Below are 20,433 nucleotides of genomic sequence, written 5' to 3'. Positions count from 1 at the left end.
CACGCCACCCATGCCGCACGCGGGGGGGCTGGGGGGGACCTCCTGCCCCGTCACGCCGCGCGTGAGTGTGAAGTCAGCTCGGGGCGCCCTCGGCGGCCGCCGAAAAGCGATCGGCCCACGCCTGCATCCCCTCGAGGTTCGTCACCCGGTTGCGCTCCTCAAAGCTGATGAGCCGGCCCTCCCACCCGATGGTGCTACCCGTCCGACGGAGACAATCAAGAACTTCCTGGATGGCGCGGGCAGCCGTCCGGAGGAGCGACCCGGCGTGCAGGACGACCCGGTACCCCAGCTTCTCCAGATCACCATCGGGAAGGATGGGGGTCGCACCGCCCTCCACCATATTCGCCACGAGCGGCACCCGGAACGATCGGCAGATCGTCTCCATCTCTTCAAGCGTCTGCGGCGCTTCGACGAAAAGAGCGTCCGCGCCGGCCTCCTCGTAGGCATGGGCACGGCGCAGCGCAGCGTCGAACCCCTCAACAGCACGCGCGTCTGTGCGCGCGATGATGACCAGGTCCGGATCCGATCGCGCGTCGAGCGCGGCACGGATCTTCCCCACCATCTCGTCCAAAGGGATGACGGCCTTCCCCGCGAAGTGACCGCATCGCTTGGGAAATACCTGGTCTTCGATGTGGAGCGCGGCCACACCGGCCCGCTCGTACTCCTGCACCGTGCGCCGGACGTTCAGCACTCCTCCGTAGCCTGTATCTGCGTCGGCGATGAGGGGAATGCTCGTCGCCTGGCACATCCGCGCCGCCTGGGTGGCCATCTCCGTCATGCTGGTGAGGCCGAGGTCCGGCTCGCCGAGCTGACTATTCGACACACCCGAGCCGGTCATGTATACGACGGGGAATCCGGCCTGCTCCACGAGCCGGGCAGAGAGGGCATCGAAGGCCCCCGGGGCAATGAGGATGCGCGACTGGCGAAGCAGTTCGCGAAGGTGCGATCGGCGCGTGTCGGTCATCGGCGTACTCCTTGCGCGGGTTGCGCAGCTTGATCGGTTGGAGCGCGCGTCGCATTCACGACGCCATGTGTTCGACAGCGCGCAGCTGCGGCTCGACCCAGATCGGGACGACCCGGCGATGGCCCAGCGCCCACGGCAGGCCCCGCAGCGCCTCCACCAGCGCGCCGCGCGCGACTGGATCATGCATCGCGCGGCGAGCCAATTCAACCGTCAGGTCGACGGCGCGGCCAACAGGACGCCGCATCCAGGCAATCCACAGGCGATTACGGTCCAACAGGGCACTGCGCCCCCTCGGGTCTCTGAGAGGCGAGGGATGATGGTGCACGACCAGATCCTCGACGTACGCCATAGCCCATCCGTTTCGGGCCAGATCCATTCCCACCAATTCCTCCTCCGCGCCGATGAACAGCCGCGGCTCGAAGCCGCCGACCTCCAGAAAGGCGCGCCGCCGCACCGCGCTCGCGCCCGCTAGGAACCCGATCAGGGGCCGACCCGGCAGCCAGTCCGGGCCGGGCACCGGGCTGCGCGCCATTGCCGCGCACGTCGCATCGACTCGGTTCTGGGGGCCGACCAGCACGCGAGCGTTGACGAGGCCGAGGCGCGGATGCGCATCGAGGAGATCGGCCGCGCGGCGGAGGCTTCCGCCCTCCCACCACGTGTCGTCATCACACAGCGCAACGTAGCGACGCGCGCACGCCCGAACGCCCAGATTTCTCCCAGCGGCGCCCAGGTTCAATTCGGACCGAACACAGCGCGCGGTCGGAAAACAGCGCGCGAGCCGCTCAGCGGTGCCATCTCGCGACCCGTTATCGACGACCACGATCTCCGGCTGCTCGGGAAGAGCCTGAAGGCGCGCCACGATCTCGAGGAGCTGGTCCACGCGGTTGTGGGTGAGCACGACGACGCCGATGCGCTCGTCGCCGACCCGCCTCACTTGCGCTCCGCCGTCGCCTCGATGAGCCAGTAGCACTCCGGGGCGAAGGCATCGTCGGAGCCTGGCCGTCCCTCCGTAGCGAGCGCGCGGAGCTGCGAACCGTAGCTCGCGACGGCCCAGCGCTTGCGCTCGCTCGCCGGCCTCGGGTCTGGCGCGAGGCGTCGGAACCTCAGCCCGCGCCGGATCAGGGCCGCCAAGCGCTCGTCTACCAGCCCCGGTATGGTCCGGTAATTGATGTCGGCATAGAGGAGCCACAGGCCTGCGTGATCGGTATGCTCTCGGGCCCGCAGGCACGCTTCGTGGGTCAGCACGTGGTCGCTGTGGAAGAGGCCCAGCGGGAACAGCACGGGAAGCTCGCCCACGTCCTCGAGAACTCCCGCGAGAGCCTGGGCCACCTCGTCGACCGAGGGTGAAGGGCCGTACTGGGCATCGCGAAATTCCAGCCAGACCGGCCGCGCGCGCAGGAACTGGAGCGCGAGCGCGTCCTCAGCGCGTCGGGCCGCGATCACGTCGTCCCCCTCCCGGAACCCGGCGGCCGCGTCCCATTCGGTGAGACTGGCCGTGCCGCCGTCCGGTCCCCCGGCAAAGACGGTGATCACGACCGAGCCTGGCGACGCGCCCAGCGCCTCGCCGCAGGCGAACACCCCGTCGTCCATGTGGGGGGACACGACGACGATCGGCTCGTCACGCAGCACGCGTCGAATTTCCGCAGCGCCTGGGCCGATCACGTCTTCTCCCCCTTCGTCCATACACCACCAATTCATTATCGCTGTGTACAATCCGGCCACCACACCAGCGGGACCGCACATGGCATTCGACGTCTCCTCCGCGCGCGGCGTCATTGCGACCTGCCTCACGCCCTTCGACCCGGACGGGCGCATCGACTTCGCGGCCCTTCAACGCGAGATCGACTACATCCTCGCTTCCTGTCAGCCGGCCGCCGTCGCGATCGGCGCGAGCGAGGAGTCCGAGTACACCATGCTCGATTGGGACGACCGCATGGAGTTGATGCGGCGGGGCACGGAGATGGTGGCGGGCCGCGCGCCCGTGGTCCTGGGGATCTCGCATCCGGCCCCGGAGCGCGCCGTTGAGCTGGCGGAGCACGCCCAACGCGCCGGAGCCGACGTCGCGCACCTGCTCTTGCCCATGCGGCTCTGGGGCGGGGAGCCCGATCCCGACGAGCTGTACGACTACGTTGACGAGGTCGCCATCCGCAGCCCGCTTCCCGTCTGCGTCGCCAACAACCGCGGGCCCGGCGCCGATCCCGGCATCCCCTCGTACACGCGTCTCGCGGAGTTGTTCAACGTCGCCTGGATCCTCGAGACGTCGGGAGACGTCACGAAGCTGATGCGCCTCGCCGAGGAGATCGACCACCGCGGGCTCGCTCGGTGCTTCACCACGGTGGAGTCGCTCTTGATCAACCTCACCATGGGCGGCTCGGGAGCCGCGATGCCGCCGCCGGCGACCTTCATCGGCGGGCAGGTCGTACGCGCGCTCGACGCGGGCGACACGGCGCGCGCCATCGAGTGGCAGCGAATCCTCGGGCTCTTCCCCAATCGCTGGTCGCGCTACGGGACGACTCCGGTCATGAAGGCGGCGATGCGCCACCTCGGTATCGATCTCGGCCGCCCGCTGCCACCCTATGCGCCGGTGAGTCGATGGGACGAAGCCGCCATCGGACAGTTCCTGGAGGAGGTTGGGCTGAAGGAGCCCGGGGAGGACAGTCCGCCGCCCGCGCCTGGCACCCTCGGCCCAGCGCGCCTGCAAACGGACCTTCTGGGGCTGCGGATCTCCCGGTAGCAACCGGACGGAAGACCCACATCGTTCGCCTGGCCCACCGAAGAGCGGCGACGAGATCCTACGAGAGGCCCGGCCGAAGCACGTCTGGTCATCCTGAGCGAAGCGAAGGATCTCCGTAACATGGTCATTCTCGACAGGCTCTTCGCCAGCGAGCTCAAAATGACCATTTCCGTCCGGCCCTCTAGACCCCGACGGCGACAGACTCCACGGTGGGGTCGAAGGGCGCGGTGTCGCCGCGATCGATGGCGGCCAGCCGCTCTTCGCTGAGCGGGGTCCGCCAGATCTCGTTCCGCACGCGCAGGTGCTGGGCCATGTACGCGCTCAGCCAGTGCACGTCCTGTGCCAGCTCGTCCTCAGTGTGGACCCAATCCCTGGCGTAGCCGTCGATGCGCGCGGGGCCATGCCCCATCTCGTCGTGCACGATGCGCCGCATTGCCCGGGCCAGCCCGTCCCGAAACGGATCGCCGTGAAGCCGCAGCGCCTCCACGAAGGCGCCCCCGCCACCGCCCTCGGCGAGGTGGATCAGGTGGCGACATCGATCTGGCCCCAACGCCTGCACGGCCTCCCACGCCACGTCGATGAGGCGATTGGCTTCGGGCAGGAGCGGGTGGTACGTTTGCTCGAACGGGCGGCCAACCTCGTATCGCGTGAAGACCTCGTATTTGAGCGCCTCGTCCGGCGTCAACTTCCGACCGATCAGCTCCTCCACGAGGTCCGCCAGCAGCACGTAGTGCGCGGTCTCCTCGGACATCTGCTCGAGGATCTCGGCATAGGTGTGCCGGTCGACGCTGCGCTCCATCTCGGCGGCGAGATCGTGGAATCGGTCCATCCATTTCTTGCGCTGGACCTCGCGCCCCATCTGGCGCAGCAGGACGTCGACGTTTTCCTCCATCGAGTGGGGCGCCTGGGCATAGGCCCGCACGACCTCAGCCTCGCCCGCGGCAAATCTGTCGACGACGGCCCGCAGCTCGCGCGCGGCCCGCTCGTGAATGTCGCTCATCTCCCCTCCCGTTTCATCGTCGGTTCGATTGTGCCGGAATCGGCGGCGTCGCGCATGACCGTCGCCTACAGGATCTGCGCCTCGCGCAGGAGCTCCCGGATCTGCAGTCGATCGGATGGGGTCACCGGGAGGTACGGACGCGATGGGTGCCCGAGGTCGACTCCGATCTCCTGCATCGCGGCCTTCATGACCGGCGGCAGGCCGTACGAAGGCCACTTGCTCGGGAACGCGGCGTAGAGGCGCTGCCAGTGCCGCGCGCCGTCGGGATCGCCCTCGCGGAACGCCTTCACGACCATCGCGCCGATCTTCGCGCCGGGCGGCGGCATCGTGGCGCCGGACCCTCCCATCATCAAGGTCATGAGGAGCGGCTGCATCGTGGTGAAGTAGCCAGCGTTCCCCGCGCGATCGATCTCTTCGCACATACGCGCGATCTTGCGGGTATCGCGGGAGCTCTCTTTGAAGTAGTGAATCTTCGCGTTGGTGCTGAGCTTCACGAACGTGGTGAAGTCCGGGTCAGCGCCGGGGCCCGGATTGTGGTAGGCGACGATGGGGAGCGGGCTTCGGACCGCCACCTCCGTGAAGAAGTCGACCAGCTCGTTCGGCTCGGGATTGCCTCCCCAGGGGCGATTGGGAATCAGCACCTGGATCATGTCTGCACCGACAGACGCGGCGAACTCGGCCATCTGTCCCACCATGACCGGGTTCTGGTGCGAGCATCCCGCGATGGTCGGGATGCGGCGATCCACCGCTTGGACGGCCGCGCGGATCAGCTCCCGGCGCTCTTCCCAGCTCAAACGCGTGTATTCCGCCGCTTCCACGGCCCCGATGGACACGGCGTCCGCGTGGCACTCGTCGACGATGTACGCGATCTCGCGCTCGAGCGCTTCGAAATCGATGCGGTTCTCTCGATCAAACGGGGTGAGGCAGGCACAGATGATGCCCGTCAGGCGGTCGTCACGCTCCCCCATCGCTCCACTCCCACGCTAGAAGTATCGCCAGAGCCACCACTTCTCGAAGGCGATTTTCGTCCAGTAGAGGATCGGCGACGGGCCGGTGCTGCGCGACGAGCCCGATCCCAGCGGCGGCCAGCCGTTCGGGTACGTGGTCCGATTCACGGCGGCGCGCCCGGCGCCAAAGGAGAGCAGTCACATCGTGTGGAGGCGAAGCGTCTGGGGATCTCCCCGGCCGGTGATCTTCACGGCGATGTTGTGGGCGACGACGTCGGCTTCCTGGTGCGCGACGACGCCCGCCTTCGACGCCGGCACGTCGGCGCAATCGCCGATGGCGTACACATTTTCCCATCGCGTCTCGAGCGTATCGAAGTCAACGCGCACGCCGGCCACCGAATCCGCAATGTGGCTATCGACGAGGACTCGCGCCGGTTCGTGGGGAGGGACAAGGAAGAGGAGATCGTAGTCCAGCGCGAGGCCGAAGCGACCCTGCACGACCCGGCGCTCCGGATCGATCGACTCCACGGCGAAGGAGTAGTGCTGAGTGATCCCACGACGTCGGGCGTGCGCGTCCATCCAGATCGCGGGATCGTGGGCGGGACCGCGCGGCATCGGGTCGCGGGTGAAGAAGTCCATCTTCACCTGCGACCTCACACCGCGGCGTACGAAGTAGTCGTGGAGCACGTACTGGGCCTCGTACGGCGCCGGTGGGCAGCGAAATGGTCCGGGCGGCACGCCGATCACCACTCGGCCGCCCTCGAATCGCGCCAGCTTCTCCTGCAGGCGCAGCGCCGCGTCCATCTCCCAGGCGTGGTTGGCGGCCTCGGTGAATCCGGGGATGGCCTCGGGACGGGTCTGCAGTCCGAGCGATATGACGAGGTGGTCATAGGGAACGACCTCGTCGGCGAGCCGTACTTCCTGCCGCGCGAGGTCGATCCCTTCGATCTCGCCAGTGATGACGCGGACGTTGCGGCGCGCAAGCCGATCGAGCGGTCGCGTGATGTCGCGCGGCCGGCGCTCGCCGATCATGAGCGAGAGGAAGGCCGGCATGTAGACGTGGTCCGCCCGCCGATCGATCAGCGTGACGTCGTGCGCCGCTCCCAACCGGCGACCGAGGCTCGTCGCCGCGACAACCCCGCCGCTCCCACCGCCCAGGACCACGATGCGCTGTCGTCCATTTAACGCCACCGCGTTCGCCTCTCCTGCTCTTCGCGCTGGATCGGCTCGGGCACGTCGCTGGCGAAGCCCGACGTCGATCGCAGTAGCAGCATGATCGCGGAGTCCGAGAGGTCCCGAAGCAGCTCAGTCGCCTCCTGCCGCGCGCGCCGGTCCACGACGAGCCAGCCGAGGCCGAGGACCACGAGCGCCGTCAGCAGTCTTCCCATGCGCCGCCTTTCTGTCGCAAACGGGATGTCGATTCCGGTCTGGTCTCCGCCATCGACTGCCCAACCGAAATCAGCGGCCGGCCGCCGCCGGTTCCACCGCCCGAACGGGAAAATACTTTTCGAGCCAACCGGCGATAAGGGCGGTGACCCGCGGCTCCTTCTGGTTGAACATGAAGTGGTCGACGCCGCTCAAGAGGTGGAGCTCCGTCGGCGGCTTCGCGCGCTTGAACAACTCGATAGACTGCTCCGTCGGCGTGACCGAATCGTTGGCCGAGTGCAGCAACAAGAGCGGCCGCGGCGCGATGTTCCCCACAACGTCGTCGGCGCGGAAGTCGAACATGCTCTGCGCGGTCTCCGCCGGGAACTGCATGATGGAGCGCGCGCTCATATTGGTCCGCAAATGCTCGGGGATCGGCACGATGTCGAAGCGATCGACCATCAGCGATTGCCCGGTGCGCTCGCGGTGCCGCTTGCCCTCGGCCAGCATATTCGTGAAGCGCGCCCAGGCCTCGGGGGTAGCGTGCTGGCCCCGGAACTTGCGCTCGCCATCGCCCCAGCCGCCCTGGGAGATGACGGCGGCGACGCGCGGGTCCGTCCCGCCCGTATAGACGGCCACGGCGGCGCCGAAGCTGCTGCCGATGAGGCCGATGCGATCCGGGTCCACCTCTGGTCGGCTCTGCATGAACGTGATGGCATTACGCGTGTCGGCCACCTGCTCGAGACAGATAATGCGGCCGTGCTCGCCTTCGCTGTCCCCGCAGCCGCGAAAATCGAACCGCATGGCCACGTAGCCCCACTCCGCGAGCTGGTCGCAGGGTCCCCGGCACCCCTCGCCTTCTTTGTTGCCGCCGAAGCCATGAAGCACGAGGAAGGCCGGCCGTCGCTCGCCGGGACGAAGGCCCTGCGGGATGTGGAGCACTCCCGCGAGCTTCAGGCCCTCGGAATCGATGGTGACGCGCTCTTCCATTGACCGGCTCCCCCTCTCCGCGATCTCAGATCCCGGGCGCACGCACCCGCCCGCTGGTGGTCCGTGGCCTTCCCGGCGTATGATCGCACGCGCCGCGCCGCGATGTCACCCGTCCGGTCGGTTGAAGTTTTGAGGCACCACGCCCACGACAGAGCGCCTACTTCGTCCCGGGAGACGATCTCGATGCTTCTCACCGCCGAGGCCGAGCGACGGTTCATCTGCGCGATCTTCGCGGCGCTCGATGTCAGTCCTGCCCAGCAGGATGCGATCGCGGACGTCCTAACCGAAGCCGACCTGCGCGGATACAGCAGCCACGGCATCGTGCGCGTGCCGTTGAACGTCAATCTCATCCGGAGCGGTAACGTTCAACGCGAGGCGCATCCGACGGTGATTCACGATTCGGGGCCAGCCCTGCGCATCGACGGCGACCGCGCCGCCGGCCCGTACGCGGCGACCGTCGCGGCAAAGCAGGCGATCGACCGAGCCCAGAAGCACGGCGTCTGCGCGGTCGGCGTTTCGAACTGCGGGCACATCGGGATGGCTGGCTATTATGTCGAGCTAGCAGCGCGCACCGATCTCGTGGGGCTGCTATTCGCCAAATCGGAGACGTTCGTGCACCCGTATGGCGGGGTGGAGCCGCTGATCGGGACGAATCCCATCGCCATCGCCATCCCCTCCGATCCGGATCCCTACCTTCTCGACATGAGTTCGAGCGCAATCGCGGCGGGCAAGCTGCGCGAGGCGCAGCGCGCCGGCCGTCCGCTCCCCATGGGCGTCGCCGTGGATGCGGAAGGGAACCCGACCACGGATCCGATCGCGGCGGGTCGCGGAGCGCTCAGCGCCGCCGGCGGCGCGAAAGGGTATGGGCTCGCGCTGGCCACGGAGCTGCTCGGCGGGCTGCTCGTCGGTGGGGTCGTCGGCGACATGAAGGTACGCGATGGCCCGCGCGCGCTCTGGGGCTGCTTGATCATCGTTGTGGACCCCGCGTGCCTCACGGATCTCGCTGATTTCAAGCGTCGCGCGGGCGCGTACGTGGAATCGGTCCGCGGCTCGCGCAAGGCCCCCGGCTTCGGCGAGATCCTGATCCCCGGCGAGCGCTCGTTTCGCACTCGCCGAGCGCGGTTGGCCGGCGGCGTACCGATTGCCGACGACGTGTGGGCGACGGTCAGCGAGATCGCACGGGGGCTGGGTATCGATCCAGCGGCCTACGTGGCGGACGCCCAAGGGGCGTAGGCGCCCCCGGGCTCCGCGCGCGGGCAGCGGCTCGCCCCAAACGGCGGCAACCGGGCGCTCGCCGACACAGGATTCCTGCCCGGGCGCTCTTCACGGCGAGGGCGGCCCGAACGGGCCGCCCTCGCCGGTCCTCAACGCGTTCCGAAGCGCCTACTTCTCGATGGGGACCCCGATCATCGAGCCCCACTCGGTCCACGAGCCATCATAGTTCCGGACCTTCGGGTAGCCGAGGAGCTCCTTCAGCGCGAACCAGGTGTGGGAGCTGCGCTCTCCGATGCGGCAGTAGGCGATCACGTCCTTGTCCGGTGTAATGCCGTCGCGCTCGTACCGCTGGCGAAGCTCGTCCGGTGACTTGAACGTCCCGTCCGCCTCGTTCACGGCCTGCAGCCACGGGATGTTGGTGGCCGTGGGCACGTGCCCGCCCCGCTGTGCGGTCTCCTGAAGGCCCGGCGGGGCCAGGACCTCACCCGTGAACTCCGCTGGAGATCGAACGTCGACGAGGGCCGCGCCAGATTTCCCGATGTGCGCCTTCACGTCGGGCTGAAGAGCCCGGAGCGACATGTCGACGCTCTGGACCTTGTACTGGGACGGGGTCACCTTGGGCTCCTCGGTCACCAAATCCCGCTTCTCGAGCTCCCACTTCTTGCGGCCGCCATTCATCAGCTTGACGTTCTTGTGCCCGTACATCTTCGCGATCCAATAGGCGAAGGCCGCGAACCAATTGTGGTTGTCACCGTAGAAGATGATGGTGTCATCGTTCGAGATACCGGACTGCGACAGGAGCTTCTCCCAATCCTCCTTGGTCGGGATGTCGCGCCGCGTCTGGTCCTCGAGCTGCGTCGACCAGTTCCAGCCGATGGCGCCAGGCACATGGCCCTGGCGGTATGCCGACGTATCGACGTCGACTTCAACCAATTTGACGTGAGGGTCCTTCGCGTGCTGAGCAACCCATTCCGTATCAACGAGCGCGTCCGGGTTCGCGTATGTTGCCATGAAACTCCTCCATTCATATGGCTGTCATCACGACGATGTGCGCGTGGAGGCGCGGTCATCCCGGCTCTTGCGTTCCGAAGCTTAGCCCAGCCGGCTTGAGCACCGCAAGCGCGCCCGCTTGACCATGCGCACGAGGCGTGCGTATACTGCGTGTCAATTCTCGACTATTATTATGGGGTTAGTCAAGAATAGCGCCGGAACCGGAGGCGCCGAAATGGCAGGCGAGCCCGAAGAGCTTCTCGATGAAAACGCCCCGGGGGCAACGGTTGTTCCGTCCGAGGTCGAGTTCATCAAGCAGCGAAGCAACCATTTGCGTGGAACCATCAAGCAGACGTTGGAGAGCGACGCGTCGCACTTCTCTGAGGAAGAGTATCAGCTTCTGAAATTCCACGGCGTCTACCAACAGGACGACCGCGAAAAGCGCGCGATTGCGCGCAAAGAAGGCCGGGACAAGGAATGGATCATGATGGTCCGCGCCAAAATCCCGGGCGGAGCCCTCACCGGGGCCCAGTACCTGGCATTCGATGACGTCGCGAACCGATTTGGCGACGGCACGCTGCGAGTCACCACTCGTCAGTGCTTCCAGCTTCACCACGTCGGCAAGGCGCACCTCAAGCAGACCATCCGGTCCATCAACGACGCGATGGTCACGACCCTCGGCGCCTGCGGTGACGTCGAGCGGAACGTCATGGCGTGCCCGGCGCCAAACCGCATCGGCGCGGCCGCCGAGGTCCAGGAGCACGCGCGGATTTTGAGCGATGCCGCGCTCCCGCGCACGAAGGCGTATCACGAGATCTGGCTCGACCACGAGAAGATCGCGTCGACTGAAGAGGAGCTGGACCCGCTTTACGGCGACGTCTATATGCCGCGCAAGTTCAAGACCGCCTTCGCCATCGAGGGTGACAACTGCGTTGACGCGTACTCCAACGACATCGGCATCGTGGCTCACGTCGAACAGGACCACGTGGCGGGGTATACGTTCCTGGTCGGTGGTGGAATGGGGATGACCCACACCGACCGCAACACCCGGCCGCGCGTCGCGGACCCGTTGGCCTTTGTCGAGCCGGACGAACTCGTCGACACGTTCCTCGCCATCATGAAGGTCCAGCGCGACTGCGGAAATCGGATCAGCCGCCGGCAGGCACGAATGAAGTACCTCATCGCCAACGTGGGCCTCGACCGTTTTCGACGGGAGGTCGAGCGCTGGGTGGGCCACCGCCTCGCCCCGCCGCGCGAGCTGCATTGGGACGAGACCGGCGACCACCTGGGCTGGCATCAGCAGTACGATGGCCGCTGGTTCCTGGGCGTGTGGATCGAGAACGGCCGCATCCGAGACGTCGACGGCCTCGCCATGCGATCGGGGTTTCGCGAACTGGTCCGCCAATTCGATCCGGGCATCCGCCTGACGGCGCAGCAGAACATCCTGTTCACCGACATCGCCGACGAACAGCGACCGGCGGTCGAGGCGCTGCTCCGCAAGTATGGCGTCGCCCTGGTTGAGGATGTGCCGAACGCCCTTCGGTATTCGATGGCCTGCCCCGCGATCCCCACCTGCGGCTTGGCGTTGGCGGACGCCGAGCGCGCGTTGCCCGCCGTCGTTCGCCGCATCCAGGCGACGCTCTCGGAGCTCGGCCTCGAGAATGAGCGCCTGAGCATCCGCATGACCGGCTGCCCCAACGGGTGCGCCCGCCCCTTCCTCGGCGACGTCGGCTTCGTCGGCCGCACGCCTGGGAAGTACCAGATCTATCTCGGAGGCGACTTCCAGGGCACGCTTCTCAACCGACTCCTGGCGGACCTGGTGCCGGTTGACCAGATCGCGGACCGGTTGCGGCCCATCTTCCAGCTCTTCCGCGACGAGCGGAACCCGGGTGAGGCGTTTGGCGACTTCTGCCGACGCGCCGGGAACGCGAGACTCCGGGCGCTCGCGTTCCCGGAACCGGTCATGGCAGGTGCCGGTCGGTAGAGCAGCGCTGCCGGGCCCCCTCCTCGCCGATCCGACCGATGGCCGCTGCCGTGCGACGGTACACTAATCCCATGAATGCATCGCTCCGCGGACCGGCGCCCGGCCCGCTCGCGGGCCGCGTCGTCGCATTCCTCGAGTCGCGACGATCGGCGGAGATCGCGCGCTTAATCGAGGTGAAGGGTGGCACCGCCTTGGTGGCGCCTGCGCTCCGCGAGAGCCCAACCGCGGATGATGCGACGATCGACGCGTGGCTCGCAGCCTTGACCCGTGGCGACTTCGCGGCGGTCGTCTTCCTGACTGGGGTCGGCTGTCAGCTTCTCCTGGACCGGTCGCAAGCGATTGGGTTGTTTGGCGAAGTTCTCGCGGGGCTGTCGAAGGCCCAGGTGGTTGCGCGTGGGCCGAAGCCGCTCCACGTGCTCAAGAGCCACGGCGTCCGAGTCGACCTCGTGGCCCCGGAGCCCAACACGTCCGAGGATCTCCTCGCGGCGCTGGCCACGTGGGACCTGCGGGGCAAGCGGGTAGGCGTTCAGCTCTACGGAGGTGCAACGCCGTACCTCGACCGGCTTCGCGAGGGTCTTCTCGCAATGGGGGCGTCGATTTCTGAAGCCGCGCCCTATCGGTGGGAGGGACCCAGCGACGAAGCCCCCGTCGTCCGGTTGATCGATTCGTGCGTGGAGGGCTCGGTCGACGCCCTCGCGATCTTCAGCTCGTCGCAGATCCATACCCTCTTCGCCATCGCGGACGAGCACGGGCGGTCCGAGGCGCTTCGACTCGCATTGAACGGGCGAATGCTCATCGCGTCGATCGGTCCGGTCTCTTCGGAGGCCATTGAGGGCCACGGCGTTCGGGTGAACGTCACACCCCCGCACCCAAAGATGGGGCATCTGATCTCGGCCATCGCCGAGGCGTTCGCACAGCAACCTGCCGCCCCCGGAGTGCGGGAATGACGCCCGACGAGATCGCTGCCGCAAATCGCCGACTTGGCGACGCCGAGCCGCAAGAGGTGCTCCGCTGGGCCCTCGACACGTTCGGCGACCGATGCGCCCTGTCCTCCAGTTTCGGCGCGGAGGATGTCGTGCTCATCGACATGATGTGGCGGATCAATCCGAGGGCGCGCGTCGTGACCCTCGACACGCTGCGGCTGCACCAAGAAACGTATGGAGTCATCGACCGCATCCGCGAGCGGTACAGAATCGAGGTCGAAACGTTTCGCCCGGACCCCGCCAGCGTGGCGCGAATGGTGGCGGAGAAGGGCCTTAACTGCTTTTATGAGAGCGTCGAGAACCGAGAGCTGTGCTGTGGGATCCGAAAGGTCGAGCCGCTTAGTCGCGCCCTATCCGGCCTCGACGCGTGGATCAGCGGCATTCGGCGCGACCAGGCGTCGTCGCGCACCGCTACCGAGAAGGTGCAGCACGATCGCGTCCACGGCGGGATTGTAAAAGTGAATCCATTGTGCGATTGGACGGCGGACCAGGTGTGGTCGTACATCCGGGCCCACGGCGTCCCGTACAACGTCCTCCACGACCGCGGCTACCCCAGCATCGGCTGCGAGCCGTGCACACGGGCGATCCGACCCGGCGAAGACCCGCGGGCAGGCAGATGGTGGTGGGAGCTGGATCCAGACAAGAAGGAATGCGGAATCCACGTGACGAGCCTCGAGAGCGCCGTCGCAACGTGGGGACTGGGCGCGTCCGACGCACTGCACCCCGGCGATGAGGCGCGGGCGCCGGCCGACGCGTGACAGCCTACTTCCCCATCGCTTTGAACCTTGCCGGGCGGAGCTGTCTGGTGGTGGGCGGGGGGCCGGTCGCGGCGCGCAAGGTCCGGGCTCTCCTCGATGCCGGGGCTCGTGTCACCGTGGTCGCCCCGCGGATCTCTCCGGACGTCGAGGCGCTCGCTGAAGTCCGGGCCGCTCCCGCGACGGCCGGTCGCACGCTCGTCGCGCTGCGCCGGCGCCGATTCCTCCCGAGCGACCTGGACGACCAATTCCTCGTGATCACCGCCACCGACGATCCATCCGCGACGCGAGCCGTGGTCGATCAAGCGCGCGCACGCGGCGTGCTCGTCAACGCGGCTGACGATCCCGAACGCTGCGACTTCATCCTCCCCGCCGTGGTTCAGCGCGGCGCCGTCCAAGTTGCCGTCACAACGGGGGGCCAGAGCCCCGCCCTTGCCCGGCACCTCCGGGACAAGCTGGACGACGAGATTCCAGGAGAGTACGAGCCACTCGCGCAAATCCTCGCGTCGATACGTGCGGAGCTTCGCGACGCGGGCGTCCGCGTGGCGCCCGAGGTGTGGCAGCGCGCGATCGCCAACGCGCCGCTCGATGCGCTTCGGGCAGGGGACATCGCGACGGCGTTGAGCCAGCTTCGGGAGGCCCTCACGTCGCCTGAACGGGACGCCGAACCCGATGGTCAGCCACCGGGGCGGCGACCCCGAAGGTCGGGGCGGGTCGTCCTGGTCGGAGCGGGCCCGGGCGATCCGGGCCTGCTGACGCTCGCGGGCCGCGATGCCCTCAACCAAGCGGACGTGGTCATCTACGACCGCCTCGTCAACCGTGCGCTGCTCAGCCATGCGCGCGCCGGCGCCGAGTTGATCTACGCCGGCAAGCGGCGCGGTGGCGAATCGATGACCCAGGACACCATTAACGACCTGATCTGCCAACGGGCGATGTCAGGCCAGATCGTTGTGCGGCTGAAGGGCGGCGACCCGTTCGTGTTTGGCCGCGGCGGCGAGGAAGCGCTGGCGGCGCTCAGCTCGGGCATCCCCTGCACCGTTATTCCAGGCGTGAGCGCGGCCATCGCGGTGCCAGCCTACGCGGGGATTCCGGTTACCCACCGCGGACTCGCCTCGAGTTTCACCGTCCTGACCGGCCACGAGGACCCAAGCAAGCTGTCCGCGTCGATCGACTGGGACAGCCTGGCCCGCCAAGGAGGCACCCTCGTGCTCCTCATGGGCGTCAATACCCTGACGGAGGTCTGCGCGCGCCTCATGAAGGCCGGCCTCGCCGCCGACCTCCCCGCGGCCGTCATTCAGGACGGCACCCTGGACTCGCAGAACGTCGTCATGGGGAGTCTCTCCACCATCGCGGAGCTGGCCCGGGGCGCCGGTGTATCCGCGCCCGCGACCACGGTGATCGGCAGCGTCGTCGACCTCGCGGCGAGCCTTCGGTGGTGGAGCGGCGCATGCACTGTGGCCGAATCGCCAGAGCCATAAACCCGGCACCCATCAGCCCTGCGTCTCCTCGAGAAGCGACCCGACGGTCGTCCGTCGGAGAAGATCGCGCTGCCGCGTCACGTCAGTTGCAGCGGGGCCACCGGCGCTCTCGACGGCCTGCTCCGCAATACCGCCGATCGGGGTGCGCAGGATCACGTCGAGCTTGGGCGCCGACTGTGTCAGCTCATCCGCTTCAGCCGGGTCCAGGCGGCGAATCAGCTCGACGAACAGGGCGAAGTGCTCCTTCTCGTCCTTCGCGATGAAGGCGAGGACTTTCTTCGCGTCTTCATTGTCCGTCGCCTCGATGTGCGCCTCATACAAGTTCATCGCGTCGATCTCGGCGGCGGCGTCGAGGCGCAGCGCGCGAGCAAGCTCCGCGTCCGACATCTTCTTCGGCGCGTTGTAGGTGAACGGGTCCGTTTGGGGCATCCTACGCGCTCCGTTCGAGGACGCAGATCGCTTCCGGTCGCTTGATTCGAAGCGCCACCGACTCCAGCACGCGAAAATGATGATTCATCATGGAGCTCTCCACGTATGCCGCCGTCATGTCGATTCCGACGACGAGGTCGAGATTCTCGGGCCCGGTAGCCACCACAGCCGCTGTGGGATCCGGCAACACGGGGCTCACGAACACGCCAGAGCCCGCGATCTTCCTGATCTGATCGATCTCCAGCACGCCGCTGTTCTCGAACATCCGGTTCATCGCCACGAAGAGCTTCGTGCTCACCACGAGCGCAAAGGGACCGGCGAAGCCGTGCGACCGCACGTGGTCGACGGCGGCGACGACGTCGCGAAAGGCGTTGCCCATTCCGGTCCAGTCGCTCAGCGGGACGCGAAGATGCTCCGCCACGGTCACCAGCCCGCTGCAGCCGAGGTCCCCGTTGCCAAGGAAGATCAGCTCGTCCTCAGTGCGAGCGCAGAACGCCGCCGCGGACGCGACCGGCCCCGTGTCCAAGGGCGCGCCGATGTCGCTGCATGCCGCGAGGTCGCGCCAGTGGACCATGAAGTCTTTGTGGACGATCGGAAGCGGCAAGTACCGGCGGTCGCCCGCCCGCACCTCGTCGCACTCACCCTCGCCGAGCGCGTCGACGACGCCTTCGTTGCGCCCGAGGTAGACGTCGTTCGGCGTGACCTGGACCCCCGGCCCGAGAGGCCCGAATATCGGGATGAAGCGCCGCCCCACCAGCGTCCGACGCGCCACGCGAATCACCGTTTCGTCAAATGCCGTCCACTGGGATTCCGACAACGGTGATTGATCCCGTAAGAGGAGATCTGCCATGCTGCACCCCCGCGCTGACCGGGAAGCGGCGCCGCGGCCTGTGTTGCGAGACCTTCTGATTCCAGTCTACCTGACGTGCCCTGGCTTCCCCGCGCCACCAACCCGTAGGCCAGCCGCCGAGTGCGGGGCCTTAACAGACTGGCGCAATTTCGATACGCGCCGGTTTCAACGCCCCCGCGCGCGGAGCCATGCGCGAGCGATTATGACCCGGTCTTAGATGGAGTAGTTGCCGTGGCGGAAGCCGCTTTCGCGAGGGAGCGGAGCAAGGACAGCGCGCTCCTTGAGGACGCCTACGATGGCGTTGGCCGCGGCTGCCGCGTCAGCGAAGTCGGGAATCGTGAGGTCGGCCTCGGGAGCCACGGTCCCATCGGACGGGCCGCCGACCCAGATGCGCAGCACGGGTGCGGGATGGACCAGCGTTTCGATCGCTCGATCGTCGGCGGACCCAAAGGCATTGGCGGGTGAGACGACGATCTGTCCCGCGTCGACCAGGACCCGAGCGACCTCGCCGTAGCGCCGGACCTTCTCGATGTCCGAGATATCCGCGACGTCCGCGTCGAGTCCGCGGGTGAGGTTGTCCGGCTGGAGCAGATACGCGTGGCGGCCCTCCCTGACGAGCGCGCTCTCGACCCGCCTCACGATTTCGCCCGCGGCTTCCGGCGCACCGCCGACGAGGACCACAGCGGCGCGGTGGCCATAGCTGGCCGCGCGATCCTCGGCGCTCACGTCGCCCGGGAGCCACGAGAGGTCCCGCCTTCTCGCCTCTTCCCACAACGTCATCTGCTCGTCGCTGAGGATCTCCGTGACGATCCCGCCGCCGGAAATGTCGTATCCATCGACAAGCACGAAGCGACCCGTGACGGCGGCGTCCTGGTACAGGTCGAAAGCGAGGGGAGCCTTCGTGCGGATCGTCACCTCGGCCACCTCGTTCTTCGCCACCTGGGTCCGCGCAGCCTGGAGGTCCAGATCTTCGGCGTCGATGATCCGATGGATCGCGGTGACCGAGCAGCCCACCTCGCGTGTGGCCATGCGCATGATGTACCTGCGCCCGCGCTCGAGCGCGCGCGACCCGAGCCAGAAGACGTTGCAGCGCAGGACGGTCGAGGTCGAGGGCGGGCTCTCGACGTGGGAGGCGATCTCTCCGCGCTCGACGAAGATCTGCTCGTCGAGCGTAATCCCGACCGATTCGCCGGCGGTCGCCTCGCGAGGCGGCGGATCGACGTGGAATGCCTCGATGGTCTTGACCCGCGCCGACTTGTTCGATGGGGTAAAGAGCAGCCGATCCCCGATCTGAAATCGCCCCGCCGTAACACGGCCCGCGATGATCCGCCGCTCATCGAACTTGTAGACGTCCTGCACGGGGAAGCGAAGCGGCTGCTCCGACGGCGCGGTCTCTTTCCGGAAAAGGCCGAGCGCATCGAGCACGGTCGGCCCGCGGTACCACGGCATGTTGGCGCTCGGTTCCACGACGTTGTCGCCATGTTTGGCGCTGACCGGTACGAATCGCTCCGGAACCACGCCGATCTGGGAAAGAAACGCGCGATAGTCGCCCTCGATCTCGTCGAACGTGGACTGTCGAAAACCCACGAGGTCCATCTTGTTCACGACGACCGCGACCTGCCGGACGCCGAGGAGGGAGAGGAGGTGGCCGTGTTTCTTCGACTGCTCCCGCACGCCCTCATGCGCGTCGATCAGAAGCAGCGCGGCTTCGGCGCGCGCGGCGCCGGACACCATGTTCTTCAGAAACTCGCGATGGCCGGGGGCGTCGACAATGATGTACTGACGGTTACGCCAGTGAAAGAAGGTGCGGGCAACGTCGATGGTGATGCCCTGCTCTTGCTCTTCGAGGAACGCATCGAAGAGGAACGCGTACTCGAATTCCTTCCCCTGTTGACGACAGATCGCCTGGACCTTCTCCAGCTTTCCGTCCGGGAGGGAGCCCGTGTCCGCGTAGAGCCGGCCAAGAAGGGTCGACTTTCCATGGTCGACATGGCCGACCACGACGATGTTGAGATGCTCTGCAACGTCCGACGCGGCAATCGACATGAGGGCTACATGTAGCCGTCCTTCCGCAGAAGCTCCATGCCGCGACCTTCGTCTTGAGCTCGCCCGGCGCGCTCCGCGATCGTGGTGAGGCGAAGCTCTTCCACGATCTCGCTAAGCGTCTTCGCGGTCGATCGAATCGGGAACGTGCACGGCTCACAGCCGAGGCTTCGATAGCGGGTGCCGTCACCTCGATCGAAGTATAGGTCGATGATGGGGATCTCCTCGGTGCGGATGTATTCCCAGATGTCGATCTCGCGCCAGTCCAGCAGGGGGTGAATGCGGACGTGCGTGCCCTCTGGGAAAGACGTTTTAAACTGGTCCCACAGCTCGGGCGGCTGATCGCGAAAATCCCAGTCGCCGTGCTGGTCGCGAGGCGAGAAATACCGCTCCTTCGCCCGAGTGCCTTCCTCATCCGCGCGAATTCCCATGATGACACCGGTGAAATTCTGCTCAGCGAGGAACTGCTTGAGGGCGTTGGTCTTGAGGGCTGTGCAGCAGGTAACACGACCAAGCGTGTGGTTCATTCCCGCCGCGAGGGCCTCCTTGTTCTGGCCGACGAGCAGGTTCAACCCCCACTCGCGGACCACCCGGTCGCGGTATTCGATCATCGCGGGAATCTTGTAGCTCGTGTCGATGTGGACCAGCGGAAACGGAACGTGGCCGAAGAACGCTTTCCGCGCCAGCCAGAGCAGAACGGTGGAGTCTTTTCCCATGGACCAGAGCATGCAGAGATCGTCGAAGTGCTTGTAGGCCTCGCGAAAGATGTACACGCTCTGCGCCTCGAGATCCCGCAGGTGACCCAGAGTCGGTACAGATGCCGTTTCGGCTGGGGTAAGCGCAGTCATGAGAGCGGTCCGCATTGTTGAGTATGTTGACCGACATCATAATAAATGCGCCCGGAGGCCGTCAACGTCCCCGCCACGCCCACGTGAACGGATCGGCACGTTCTTGACACATAGTCGGATGTCGCGCTATCCAAATGGGATGCCGCAGTCCCCCTCTCACCGTGATTGGTACAAGGACGCCATCTTCTACGAAGTTCCCATTCGCTCGTTCTCGGACAGCAACGCCGACGGCATTGGCGACCTCCCCGGCCTCACTGCGCGCCTCGACTACATCCAGGCGCTGGGTGTGGACTGCATCTGGCTCCTCCCCTTCTATCCGTCACCGCTGAAGGACGACGGTTACGACATCTCCGACTTTCGCGACATCCATCCCGACTACGGGACGCTCCGCGACTTCCGGGCCTTCTTGAAGGCAGCCCACGGGCGCAACATCAAGGTCATCGCGGATCTTGTGCTGAACCACACCTCGGATCAGCATCCCTGGTTCCAGGAGGCGCGGCGCTCCCCAACCTCACCCAAGCGCGACTACTACGTCTGGAGCGACGATCCGGAGCGGTATGCGGGCGCACGCATCATCTTCACGGATTCGGAGGTCTCGAACTGGACCTGGGACCCCATCGCGGGACAGCACTTCTGGCATCGGTTCTTCAGCCACCAGCCCGATCTCAACTTCGAAAACCCCAAGGTCCGCCGCGAGATCCTCGACGTCGTCTCGTTCTGGCTCAACCTGGGCCTCGACGGGTTTCGCTGCGATGCCGTTCCGTACCTTTTCGAACGCGAGGGAACGAACTGCGAGAACCTGCCCGAGACGCACCAGTTTCTCAAAGAGCTTCGGGGCCACGTCGACCGCCATTTTCC

21 protein-coding genes are annotated in these 20,433 nt (G+C 66.7%); 7 read left to right on the top strand and 14 right to left on the bottom strand.

Translation table 11 applies throughout. The annotated features are described in order from the left end of the window. Positions 1-73: 73 nt before the first annotated feature. From VFC51_19670 to VFC51_19660, 3 genes are read right to left on the bottom strand one after another with little or no spacing between them, the layout of a single operon-like run. Complete coding sequence (locus tag VFC51_19670) at positions 74-964, bottom strand: isocitrate lyase/PEP mutase family protein (protein HZT09249.1); 891 nt, start codon at positions 962-964, stop codon at positions 74-76. A gap of 55 nt (positions 965-1,019) precedes the next feature. After that, complete coding sequence (locus tag VFC51_19665; protein ID HZT09248.1) at positions 1,020-1,898, bottom strand: glycosyltransferase; 879 nt, start codon at positions 1,896-1,898, stop codon at positions 1,020-1,022. Beyond that, positions 1,895-2,626: a PIG-L family deacetylase gene (locus tag VFC51_19660; GenBank protein HZT09247.1), complete on the bottom strand. Its 732-nt coding sequence runs from the start codon at positions 2,624-2,626 to the stop codon at positions 1,895-1,897. Before VFC51_19660 ends, VFC51_19665 begins: the two co-directional genes overlap by 4 nt. A gap of 79 nt (positions 2,627-2,705) precedes the next feature. Between VFC51_19660 and VFC51_19655 the strand changes: the two genes are divergently transcribed. Beyond that, positions 2,706-3,698: a dihydrodipicolinate synthase family protein gene (locus VFC51_19655; GenBank protein HZT09246.1), complete on the top strand. Its 993-nt coding sequence runs from the start codon at positions 2,706-2,708 to the stop codon at positions 3,696-3,698. 181 nt (positions 3,699-3,879) lie between these two features. Here VFC51_19655 and VFC51_19650 read toward each other — a convergent pair whose 3' ends face one another. The 6 genes from VFC51_19650 to VFC51_19625 all read right to left on the bottom strand — a co-directional run bounded on the left by VFC51_19650 (position 3,880) and on the right by VFC51_19625 (position 8,000). Next, entirely contained in the window at positions 3,880-4,698 is an 819-nt protein-coding gene (locus tag VFC51_19650; protein HZT09245.1) for a hypothetical protein, read from the bottom strand. Between the two features lie 65 nt (positions 4,699-4,763). Then, on the bottom strand, positions 4,764-5,666 hold the full coding sequence (locus VFC51_19645) for a dihydrodipicolinate synthase family protein (GenBank protein ID HZT09244.1): 903 nt from the start codon (positions 5,664-5,666) through the stop codon (positions 4,764-4,766). A 15-nt stretch (positions 5,667-5,681) separates the two neighbouring features. Continuing rightward, positions 5,682-5,813: a hypothetical protein gene (locus tag VFC51_19640; GenBank protein ID HZT09243.1), complete on the bottom strand. Its 132-nt coding sequence runs from the start codon at positions 5,811-5,813 to the stop codon at positions 5,682-5,684. Positions 5,814-5,843: 30 nt separating this feature from the next. Next, positions 5,844-6,836, bottom strand: coding sequence for an FAD-dependent oxidoreductase (locus VFC51_19635; protein ID HZT09242.1), 993 nt, complete (start codon positions 6,834-6,836; stop codon positions 5,844-5,846). Then, positions 6,827-7,033, bottom strand: coding sequence for a hypothetical protein (locus VFC51_19630; protein ID HZT09241.1), 207 nt, complete (start codon positions 7,031-7,033; stop codon positions 6,827-6,829). The genes VFC51_19635 and VFC51_19630 overlap by 10 nt, the downstream gene beginning before the upstream one ends. A 70-nt stretch (positions 7,034-7,103) precedes the next feature. Continuing rightward, positions 7,104-8,000 (bottom strand): alpha/beta hydrolase, encoded by an 897-nt coding sequence (locus VFC51_19625; GenBank protein HZT09240.1) that lies wholly within the window; start codon positions 7,998-8,000, stop codon positions 7,104-7,106. A gap of 183 nt (positions 8,001-8,183) precedes the next feature. Between VFC51_19625 and VFC51_19620 the strand changes: the two genes are divergently transcribed. Next, complete coding sequence (locus VFC51_19620) at positions 8,184-9,233, top strand: Ldh family oxidoreductase (protein HZT09239.1); 1,050 nt, start codon at positions 8,184-8,186, stop codon at positions 9,231-9,233. 150 nt (positions 9,234-9,383) lie between these two features. Here the strand turns inward: VFC51_19620 and VFC51_19615 are convergent, their stop codons facing one another. Continuing rightward, positions 9,384-10,226, bottom strand: a complete 843-nt coding sequence (locus VFC51_19615) for a sulfurtransferase (protein HZT09238.1) — start codon at positions 10,224-10,226, stop codon at positions 9,384-9,386. 214 nt (positions 10,227-10,440) lie between these two features. Here VFC51_19615 and VFC51_19610 point away from each other — a divergent pair, with 214 nt between their 5' ends. The 4 genes from VFC51_19610 to cysG are packed head-to-tail and all read left to right on the top strand — an operon-like array spanning position 10,441 to position 15,405. Next, positions 10,441-12,189 (top strand): NADPH-dependent assimilatory sulfite reductase hemoprotein subunit, encoded by a 1,749-nt coding sequence (locus VFC51_19610; protein ID HZT09237.1) that lies wholly within the window; start codon positions 10,441-10,443, stop codon positions 12,187-12,189. 50 nt (positions 12,190-12,239) lie between these two features. Continuing rightward, entirely contained in the window at positions 12,240-13,136 is an 897-nt protein-coding gene (locus VFC51_19605) for a uroporphyrinogen-III synthase (GenBank protein HZT09236.1), read from the top strand. After that, positions 13,133-13,930, top strand: coding sequence for a phosphoadenylyl-sulfate reductase (locus VFC51_19600; protein HZT09235.1), 798 nt, complete (start codon positions 13,133-13,135; stop codon positions 13,928-13,930). The genes VFC51_19605 and VFC51_19600 overlap by 4 nt, the downstream gene beginning before the upstream one ends. Then, positions 13,927-15,405, top strand: coding sequence for a siroheme synthase CysG (cysG, locus tag VFC51_19595; GenBank protein HZT09234.1), 1,479 nt, complete (start codon positions 13,927-13,929; stop codon positions 15,403-15,405). Before VFC51_19600 ends, cysG begins: the two co-directional genes overlap by 4 nt. Before the next feature lie 12 nt (positions 15,406-15,417). Here cysG and VFC51_19590 read toward each other — a convergent pair whose 3' ends face one another. From VFC51_19590 to cysD, 4 genes are all read right to left on the bottom strand, one after another. After that, the gene (locus tag VFC51_19590) at positions 15,418-15,834 is read right to left on the bottom strand and encodes a demethoxyubiquinone hydroxylase family protein (protein HZT09233.1); all 417 of its coding nucleotides are present in this window, start codon (positions 15,832-15,834) and stop codon (positions 15,418-15,420) included. A 1-nt stretch (position 15,835) separates the two neighbouring features. Continuing rightward, a complete protein-coding gene (locus tag VFC51_19585; GenBank protein HZT09232.1) occupies positions 15,836-16,684 on the bottom strand; it encodes a family 1 encapsulin nanocompartment shell protein in 849 nt (282 codons plus the stop codon). Positions 16,685-16,897: 213 nt separating this feature from the next. Next, the gene (locus VFC51_19580) at positions 16,898-18,730 is read right to left on the bottom strand and encodes a GTP-binding protein (protein ID HZT09231.1); all 1,833 of its coding nucleotides are present in this window, start codon (positions 18,728-18,730) and stop codon (positions 16,898-16,900) included. Positions 18,731-18,735: 5 nt separating this feature from the next. Then, complete coding sequence (gene cysD, locus VFC51_19575; protein HZT09230.1) at positions 18,736-19,533, bottom strand: sulfate adenylyltransferase subunit CysD; 798 nt, start codon at positions 19,531-19,533, stop codon at positions 18,736-18,738. Positions 19,534-19,714: 181 nt separating this feature from the next. On the opposite strand from cysD, the gene VFC51_19570 reads away from it, so the two are divergent. After that, positions 19,715-20,433, top strand: a 719-nt coding sequence (locus VFC51_19570; GenBank protein ID HZT09229.1) for an alpha-amylase family glycosyl hydrolase, incomplete at its 3' end; no start/stop codon positions are given.

The sequence above is a fragment of the Chloroflexota bacterium genome (assembly GCA_035652535.1).
Taxonomy (GTDB): Bacteria; Chloroflexota; UBA6077; order UBA6077; family SHYK01; genus DASRDP01.
The sequence above is the reverse complement of the archived record's forward strand: the minus strand, read 5'-3'. Positions and strand labels throughout refer to the sequence as shown.